General features: G+C 72.3%; 7 protein-coding genes. 5 read left to right on the top strand and 2 right to left on the bottom strand.

The window, feature by feature from the left end; all coding sequences use genetic code 11:
- A partial coding sequence (locus ACFFNX_RS35090) for an ATP-binding cassette domain-containing protein (protein WP_378210228.1) occupies positions 1-1,028 on the top strand: 1,028 nt, incomplete at its 5' end.
- Positions 1,029-1,107: 79 nt separating this feature from the next.
- On the opposite strand, the gene ACFFNX_RS35095 is transcribed toward ACFFNX_RS35090, so the two are convergent.
- Positions 1,108-2,286 (bottom strand): homogentisate 1,2-dioxygenase, encoded by a 1,179-nt coding sequence (locus ACFFNX_RS35095; RefSeq protein ID WP_378210229.1) that lies wholly within the window; start codon positions 2,284-2,286, stop codon positions 1,108-1,110.
- A gap of 62 nt (positions 2,287-2,348) precedes the next feature.
- Between ACFFNX_RS35095 and ACFFNX_RS35100 the strand changes: the two genes are divergently transcribed.
- Genes ACFFNX_RS35100 through ACFFNX_RS35110 form a run of 3 tightly spaced genes read left to right on the top strand, consistent with a single transcriptional unit; the run spans position 2,349 to position 4,788 of the window.
- Positions 2,349-2,864 (top strand): MarR family winged helix-turn-helix transcriptional regulator, encoded by a 516-nt coding sequence (locus ACFFNX_RS35100; RefSeq protein ID WP_378210230.1) that lies wholly within the window; start codon positions 2,349-2,351, stop codon positions 2,862-2,864.
- 10 nt (positions 2,865-2,874) lie between these two features.
- Positions 2,875-3,291 (top strand): hypothetical protein, encoded by a 417-nt coding sequence (locus ACFFNX_RS35105; RefSeq protein ID WP_378210231.1) that lies wholly within the window; start codon positions 2,875-2,877, stop codon positions 3,289-3,291.
- A 57-nt stretch (positions 3,292-3,348) separates the two neighbouring features.
- Positions 3,349-4,788, top strand: a complete 1,440-nt coding sequence (locus tag ACFFNX_RS35110; RefSeq protein ID WP_378210232.1) for a flavin-containing monooxygenase — start codon at positions 3,349-3,351, stop codon at positions 4,786-4,788.
- A gap of 824 nt (positions 4,789-5,612) precedes the next feature.
- Here the strand turns inward: ACFFNX_RS35110 and ACFFNX_RS35115 are convergent.
- Positions 5,613-6,851: a D-alanyl-D-alanine carboxypeptidase family protein gene (locus ACFFNX_RS35115; RefSeq protein ID WP_378210233.1), complete on the bottom strand. Its 1,239-nt coding sequence runs from the start codon at positions 6,849-6,851 to the stop codon at positions 5,613-5,615.
- A 128-nt stretch (positions 6,852-6,979) separates the two neighbouring features.
- Here ACFFNX_RS35115 and ACFFNX_RS35120 point away from each other — a divergent pair, with 128 nt between their 5' ends.
- On the top strand, positions 6,980-7,714 hold the full coding sequence (locus ACFFNX_RS35120; RefSeq protein WP_378210234.1) for an SDR family NAD(P)-dependent oxidoreductase: 735 nt from the start codon (positions 6,980-6,982) through the stop codon (positions 7,712-7,714).
- The last annotated feature ends 243 nt before the right edge of the window (positions 7,715-7,957 follow it).

Below are 7,957 nucleotides of genomic sequence, written 5' to 3' on the forward strand. Positions count from 1 at the left end.
TCATCGACGAGCTGCGGGCCGACACCGGCATGGCGCTGCTGCTCGTCACCCACGACCTGGGTGTGGTGTCCCGTTCGGTGGAGCGGGTGCTGGTCATGCAGAACGGCCTGGCGGTCGAGGAGGGGCCGGTGGGCGAGGTGCTCAGGGCGCCGGCCGCGCCGTACACCCGCGCGCTGCTGGCGGCCGTTCCCCGCCTCGACACGCCGCGCCCGGACCGCCGCGAGCGTGTTCCCCCGGGCTCATCCTCGGAGGAGCCGCTGCTGACGGTGACCGGGCTCACCCGGGAGTTCCGGCGGCCGGGCGGCGGGCTGCGCCGCGACGTGCTGCGGGCGGTCGACGACGTATCCCTGGAGATCCTGGGCGGCGAGACGCTCGGCGTGGTCGGCGAGAGCGGCAGCGGCAAGACCACGCTCGCCCGGATGATCGTACGGCTGCTGGAGCCGACCTCGGGCGGCATCGTGTTCGACGGGCGCGACCTCACGCGGCTGTCGGAGCGCGCGCTGCGGCCCGTGCGCCGGGACCTGCAGATGGTCTTCCAGGACCCGGTCTCCTCGCTCAACCCCCGGCGCACCGTCGGCGACAGCATCGCCGACCCGCTGCGGGTGCAGGGCACCGACGACCGGGAGGCGCTGCGGACCGCACGCGAGCTGATGGAACGCGTCGGGCTGGACGCCGCGCGGCACGACCGGTACCCGCACGAGTTCTCCGGCGGCCAGCGGCAGCGCATGGGCATCGCACGCGCCCTGTCGCTCCGGCCGAAGCTGCTGGTCTGCGACGAGCCGGTGTCGGCGCTGGACGTCTCGACACAGGCGCAGATCCTCGATCTGCTGCGCGGCCTGCAGGAGGAGTACGAGCTGACGATCGTGTTCGTGTCGCACGACCTGGCGGTGGTGCGGCAGGTGAGCGACCGGGTGGCGGTCATGCGGAACGGCGCGCTGGTCGAGTTGGCGGACGCGGATGAGCTGTACACGTCGCCGCAGCACGAGTACACCCGCACGCTGCTCGCCGCCGTCCCGGTCCTGGCCTAGGACCCCGGGAGGACCGGCGTGCCGGGCCTGTCTGGAAGTCCGCGCCGCCCGGTAGGACGGTGGGGCTTCGCGGCAGGTCCTAGCGCGCCCACGTCCAGGCGTAGTCTCCCGCCTCGACCGATGACGCCTGGTGGCCGATGTTCAGCGGGCGGAAGGTGTCCACCATGACGGCCATCTCGGTCGTTTCCGTGTGTCCCTTGCGGACCGCCTCGATGACGCCCTCGACCGCGCCCGGTGCCGGGCCGTGGGTGAATCCGGACGGATGCAGGCTGATCGAGCCGACATCGATGCCGGATCCCTTACGCGCCGAATAGTCGCCGCCGACGTAGAACATCATCTCGTCGGAGTCGACGTTGTGGTGGTTGTACGGGATGGGGATGGCCTCGGGGTGGAAGTCCAACGGCCGCGGGCAGAACGAGCAGATCACGAAGTTGGGACCCTCGAACGTCTGGTGGACCGGCGGCGGCGCGTGCGTACGCTTCACGACCGGCTCGAAATCGTGGATGTTGAACGCGAACGGGTAGAGACAGCCGTCCCAGCCCACGACGTCGAGCGGATGGTTCTTGTACGTCAGGCGCGACAGCCCGCCGCGGTGGCGGACGAGCACCGGCACGTCCTCGCCCTCGAGCACGAGCGGCTCGGCCGGCGCGCGCAGGTCGCGCTCGCTGTACGGCGCGTGCTCGAGGAACTGGCCGTACTGCGACAGGTAGCGCTTCGGCGGCCGGATGTGCCCAGAGGCCTCGAACACCATCATCCGCAGCAGGCCGCCTCCCGTGCGGACGAAACGGTGGATCGTGCCGGTCGGGATGACGACGTAGTCGCCCGGCCCGACGTCCAGCGCGCCGTAGGTCGACTCCAGCCGGGCCGTGCCGCTCTCGACGTACACGCACTCGTCACCGACGGAGTTGCGGTAGAGGTCGCCGTCGGCGTCCGCGGCGACGTAGCAGATGCGTACGTCGTCGTTTGCCATGAGCAGGCGGCGGCCGAGTACGGGATCGCCGCCCGTGGTCAGGTCGTGCGGCTTGAAGTGGCGCGGCATCAGCGGGTGGTTCGGGCTCGCGCCGCCGGCGGGCGCGGGCGGGTCGACGCCCTCGCTCTTGACGATCGCCGTGGGAAGGTGCACGTGGTACAGCAGCGAGGAGTCGGAGGAGAAGCCCTCCTCCCCCATGAGCTCCTCGGCGTACAGTCCTCCGTCGGGCCGGCGGAACTGGATGTGACGCTTGCGGGGAACGTCCCCGATTGCGCGGTAATAGGGCATTTCGCCTCCCGCGATTAATCAAAGCTTTGATTACTCTCGCATTCGACTCTAAGCTGTGGTGCGTGACCGCACAAGACCTCGACTTCTGGTCATTCGTCGACGCCGCGGTCGAGCGCACCCGGGACCGGCTCCCGGGGATCGACCCGGAGGCCATGCGCCTCATCCTCACCCTCTACCGGGTGACGAACATGGTGGTGTACGACATGGAATCGGTGGTGCACCGCCCACGCGGCTGGAGCTATCCGGGGTTCCGGCTCCTGTTCACGCTCTGGGTCGCCGGCCCGATGGAGGCCAAGCGCGCCGCCGAACTCTCCGGGATGAGCCGGCAGGCGGTCTCCGCGCTCGTCGGCACGCTCAGCCGGGACGGCCTGGTGAGCAAGGTGCCCGACGAGAAGGACCGCCGGGCCGTACGCCTCAGCCTCACCGACGAGGGCGAGGAGGCCATCCGCACGGCGTTCACCACGCACAACGACCGCGAGCAGCTGTGGGCCGGCACACTGTCCGGTGAGGAGCGCGACACCCTCGTACGCCTGCTGGCCAAGCTCGGCGCCCGCGAAGGGGTGCGCCGACGCCGATAGGGTTTGCCTCGTGTTCCAACGAGTGATGCGCGGAGGCGCAGGCCTGCCGGCGATGATCGTCGCGATCGGGATGCTGGCGGGGTGCAGCGACCCGGCCGGCGCGGTGCGCCGGGAGCGCGCGGCCGCGCGCAAGGCGTCCCCGAGCCCCTCGGCGTCGGCCGGCGCCGAACACCACGCGGCCACGTGGTGGCAGACCCCGGGCGGCCTGAAGACCGCAGGCGGCCTCCGCGTGCACACGGGCGCGCTGCACGCCGGTCGGATGCGCGTCGCGATCACGGACGTCGCCCACCGAACCCACCGGACGATCACCGCCACGACCGTCCCCCACAGCGCGACGATCGGGCATTTCGTCCTCACGGGCGTCAAGGTCGCCAAGTCCCCCAAGGCGGGGACGTACGGCGTGACCTTCCACTACCGGCAGCGCTGACCCGGCGGGGTTCCCAGCCGAACCCCGTTCTGGTTTCATGCGGGTGGGAGGCTGCTCATGTCCGAACCGCTCAGCGTCGTCATCGTCGGGGCCGGCTTCGGAGGGATCGGCATGGCCATCCGGCTCAGCCGGGCGGGCGTTCGCGACGTCACGGTGCTGGAGAAGGCCGACGACCTCGGCGGCACCTGGCGGGACAACGTCTACCCGGGCGCGTCCTGCGACATCCCCTCCCACCTGTACTCCTTCTCCTTCGAACGCGGGCGCGACTGGTCACGCCGCTTCCCGCCGCAGGAGGAGATCCTGGACTACCTGCGCGCCTGCGCCGCCAAGTACGGGATCGAGCCACGGTTCGGCGCCGAGGTCGAGGAGGCGGCCTTCGACGAGGAGCACGGGCTCTGGCGGATCCGTACGACCGCCGGAGAGGAGCTCACCGCCCGGGCCCTCGTCGCCGCGTGCGGACAGCTCAACCGGCCCGCCTACCCCGACCAGCCGAACGCCTTCGCCGGCACGGCCTTCCACTCCTCCCGCTGGAACCACGACTACGACCTGACCGGCAAACGGGTCGCGGTGATCGGTACGGGGGCGAGCGCGATCCAGTTCGTGCCGCACGTGGCGGAGCAGGCGGCCCAGGTGCACGTCTTCCAGCGAACGCCGCCGTACGTCATCGAGAAGGCCGACCGGCCGTACGCGACGTGGGAGCGGCGCCTGCTGCGGTGGGCGCCGATGCTGCGGACGCTCAGCCGGGCGAACCTCTACACGCGACTCGAGGCGCGCGGCCTGGCGTTCGTCACCACGCCGCGCCTGATGCGCCTCGTCGAGCGCGCCTTCCTCCGGCGGCTCGCCGAGCAGGTCCCCGAACCGGGCCTGCGCGCCGCACTGACGCCGGCGTACGTCATGGGCTGCAAGCGCATCCTGCTGTCCGACGACTACTACGCGGCCCTGAACCGCCCGAACGTCGACCTGGTCACCGCGCCGATCGAGCGGCTGTCCGAACACGGCGTGGTCACCGCCGACGGACGGGAGCGTCGGGTCGACGCGGTCATCTACGGCACCGGTTTCCGCACGCAGGGGTTCGTCGCCCCGATGACCGTACGGGGCCTGGGCGGACGCACGCTGGAGGAGGCCTGGCGCGGGGGCGCAGAGGCGTACCTGGGCATCACGGTGAGCGGCTTCCCCAACCTGTTCCTGCTCTACGGGCCGAACACCAACCTCGGCCACAACTCGATCATCTACATGCTGGAGTCGCAGTTCAACTACATCGTCGGCTGCGTCCGGGCGCTGACCCGCGCCACGTACATCGACGTGCGGGCTGACGTGCAGAACGCCTTCAACCGGGCGCTGCAGCGGCGCTTCCGCCGTACGGTGTGGACCAGCGGCTGCCGGAGCTGGTACATGACGGCCGAGGGAAAGATGGTCAACAACTGGCCCGGCCACACGTTCGCCTACCGCCGCGCCACCCGCCGCCCCGACCCCCGCGACTTCCGCGTGAAGGCCTGACACTCCGCCACACACCAGCCGGGGCCGGAGCCGGGCGGGCCACCGTCTTCCTTCACGACGCCCCGACCTCGACCCCCACCACCCCAGCCGACGCACCACCCCAGAGCCGACCTACCACCCCAGCCAACCTCGCCCCCTGCCGACTCAACCGACCTCGGCCCCCTGCCGTCCCGACCGACCTCGGCCTCCACCACCCCAGCGCGACCACAGGACGCCTCAATGTCTGGACCACATCACGGGTGCGGCCCACGCGCGGTCGGCGGCGTGATCGAGGCCCCCCGGGGGGGACGCCGGTCTCCCGCCGCCAGGACCATGTCCCCGCCTGTCGAGGGAGGCGAGCTGGCTCCGCCGGCCCGACCGCGGCCGCCGCGCCTCCGCCGGGTGCCCCAGCCGACCTCGACACGCCCGCACACGGACTCCGAGGAGCGGGGGTGGGTCGATGTCACGCCGCGAACGAACACCCCCGACCCGAGCTCGGTGACGGCCCGGCTCCCGAAGCATCGACAGCGTGGCACGAACGCCGACCCCGGTACGGGGTCGACCCCGACGCGGGGATCGACCCTGGCACGGGGATCGGCCCCGGCGCGGGAATCGACTCCCACACGGGAATCGACTCTGGCACGGGGGACCGGCTCCCACACGGGGATCGCCCCTGGCACGGGGACCAGCTCTGGCACGGGGACCGGCTTCACGGAGATCGCCCGTGACACAGGGCCCGGCCCCGGCATGGGAATCGCCCCTGACACGCGGACCAGCCCCCGCGCGCACCGGCCCTGACACGGGGATCGGCCCTGCGCAGGAATCGACCCCGCGCGGGAGTCGGCTCAGATCAGGCGGGTGAGGCGGTTCAGCAGGCTCGGAGTGTGGAGCGGGCGGGTCAGTCGCAGGCGGGTGTGGTCGGGGCCCGCCGCGATCGACGCGATGGTCCGGCCCGTTCGTGCGTGGCGTGGCACCGTGCCCTCGACGCGCAGTCGTACCGTCAGGCCCGGCCAGGCCGTCGTCGTGACCGGTGTCGTCGCGGCGAGCGGGATCCGGTGGCCGAAGCCGTCGTCGACGCGGGCGACCACGGCGCCGCGTGGCGCCAGCGTCACGCGGGTCAGGGAGTTCTCCGCCGCCACGAGCAGCGGCTGGGCGGCGGAGATGGCAACGGCCGAGCTGCTGGCCTGCGCCTGGGCCATCACCGCGCCGATGATCAGCCGGCCGCTCGTGCGCGCCGCGAAGACGTAGTTGCCGCCGGCCTGGCTCGTGTAGCCGGTCTTGCCGCCGATGACGCCGTACGAGCCGAGCAGTGTGTCGCTGCCCGCGCGGGTCTCGCCGCCGGTCCGCGGCGTGAAGCTCGGCTTGCTCACCACCTCGGCGAAGGCCGGGATGCGCATCGCCGCGCGGAACAGGCGCACCTGGTCGGCGGCGGTGCTGACCGTGGTCGGGTCGAAGCCGCTCGGGTCGGTGTAGCGGGTGGCGGTCATGCCGAGCCGGCGCGCCGTGGCGTTCATCTTGGCCGCGAACGGCGCGTCGCCGCCGGCGTCCCAGCGGGCCAGTTCGTGCGCGATGTTGTTGGCCGAGACGACCATCAGCGCCTCAAGGGCCTCGCGCTCGGTGAAGGGCTGGTTCGCCACCACGTCGACGTGGCTCTCGTCGCGTGCGATGCGCCACTGCAGGCGGGCGGCCTCCTCCGGGGAGATCCGGTACGTCGGGCCCTCCTCACCGGTGCGGAGCGGGTGGTCCTGGAGGAAGACGTAGGCGGTCATCACCTTGGCGACGCTGGCGGTCGGCGTCGGCAGCCCGCTGCCGGAGGCGCCCATCCGGCCGACGCCGTCGACCTCGAGCACCGCCTGGCCGGCGGCGGGCCACGGCAGGTGCAGCGCTCCGGGGACCGTGTGGCTCGTGGGCGTGACCAGGCGCAGCCTGGCCGACGGCAGCGGGCGCACCATCTGGAAGACGACGAGCGCAAGCAGCAGCAGGCCCGTCGCCCCGCAGACGATCGCCAGTATGCGGCCGGTGTGCCGCCGCGGGCCGCCGGTCTCCTCGGCGGGCGGCAGCATGCGTTCCGCGATCCCCGTCACCGCACTACCCCCGTCGTAACTCAGAGCGGCGCAGAAATGCTCCGCGAACAGAGTAGATGCACGCCGGGCCGGTTCGGTTCGCACCGGGCCGGGTGAGTCGGGAAGAACGGCCCAGTAACGTACGCGGCATGCCCACCGCACTCATCACCGGCGCGACGGCCGGCATCGGCGCGGCGTTCGCCCGCCGCCTGTCCGCCGACGGTTTCCGCCTGATCCTGCTCGCCCGCGACGCCGAGCGCCTGGCTCGCGCCGCCGAGGAGTACGAGGACTCCGAGGTGGTGGTCGCCGACCTGTCGACGGAAGAGGGAATCGTCAAGGGCGAGGAGGCGGCGCGCCGCGCCGACCTGGTCGTGAACAACGCCGGGTTCGGGCAGAAGGGCCGGTTCCTCGACGTCCCGCTGCGCGACGAGCTGACCATGCTGCGGGTGCACTGCGAGGCGGTGCTCCGGCTGACGTACGCGGCGCTGCCCGCGATGCGCGAGCGGGGCCGCGGCGGGGTCATCAACGTCGCGTCGGTGGCGGCGTTCTTCCCTCGCGGCACGTACGGCGCCTCGAAGGCGTGGGTGGTGAGCTTCAGCCAGGCGGCCGCGCAGGACTTTCCGGACGTGCCGGTCATGGCGCTGTGCCCGGGGTTCGTGCACACCGAGTTCCATGAGCGGGCGCGGATCGACATGTCCCGGCTGCCCTCGGCGCTCTGGCTGAACGCCGACGACGTGGTCGCCGCCGGCCTGCGCGACTTCCGCCGCGGGCTCACGGTCAGCGTGCCGGGCCTGCAGTACAAGGCCCTGGTCGGCGCCGGCCGGCTCATCCCGCGCGGCCTCACCGCACGGTTCTCCAGCCGTACCGGGCGCACGTACCGCTGAGCGACCGCGGGGCGGCTCCCCCGAGCGCGCGGCGGACCTGGCGCGGAAGGGACGGTCTCCTCATCGGCTCGCGCACGGTGTCCGGTACCGCTAGGTTTGCCCCATCCGAACGGAGGTCCCCCCATGCCCCTGTTCCCACGCCGTCTCGCCGCCGTCGCCTCGGCGGCGTTGCTGGGCGCGGGCCTGCTCGCCGGCCCGTTCACCGCGCCGGCCGCGAACGCGGTCATCGGCGGCACCGCCCTG

The sequence above is a fragment of the Actinoallomurus acaciae genome (genome assembly GCF_042429965.1).
In the GTDB taxonomy this organism is placed as follows: Bacteria; Actinomycetota; Actinomycetes; order Streptosporangiales; family Streptosporangiaceae; genus Actinoallomurus; species Actinoallomurus acaciae.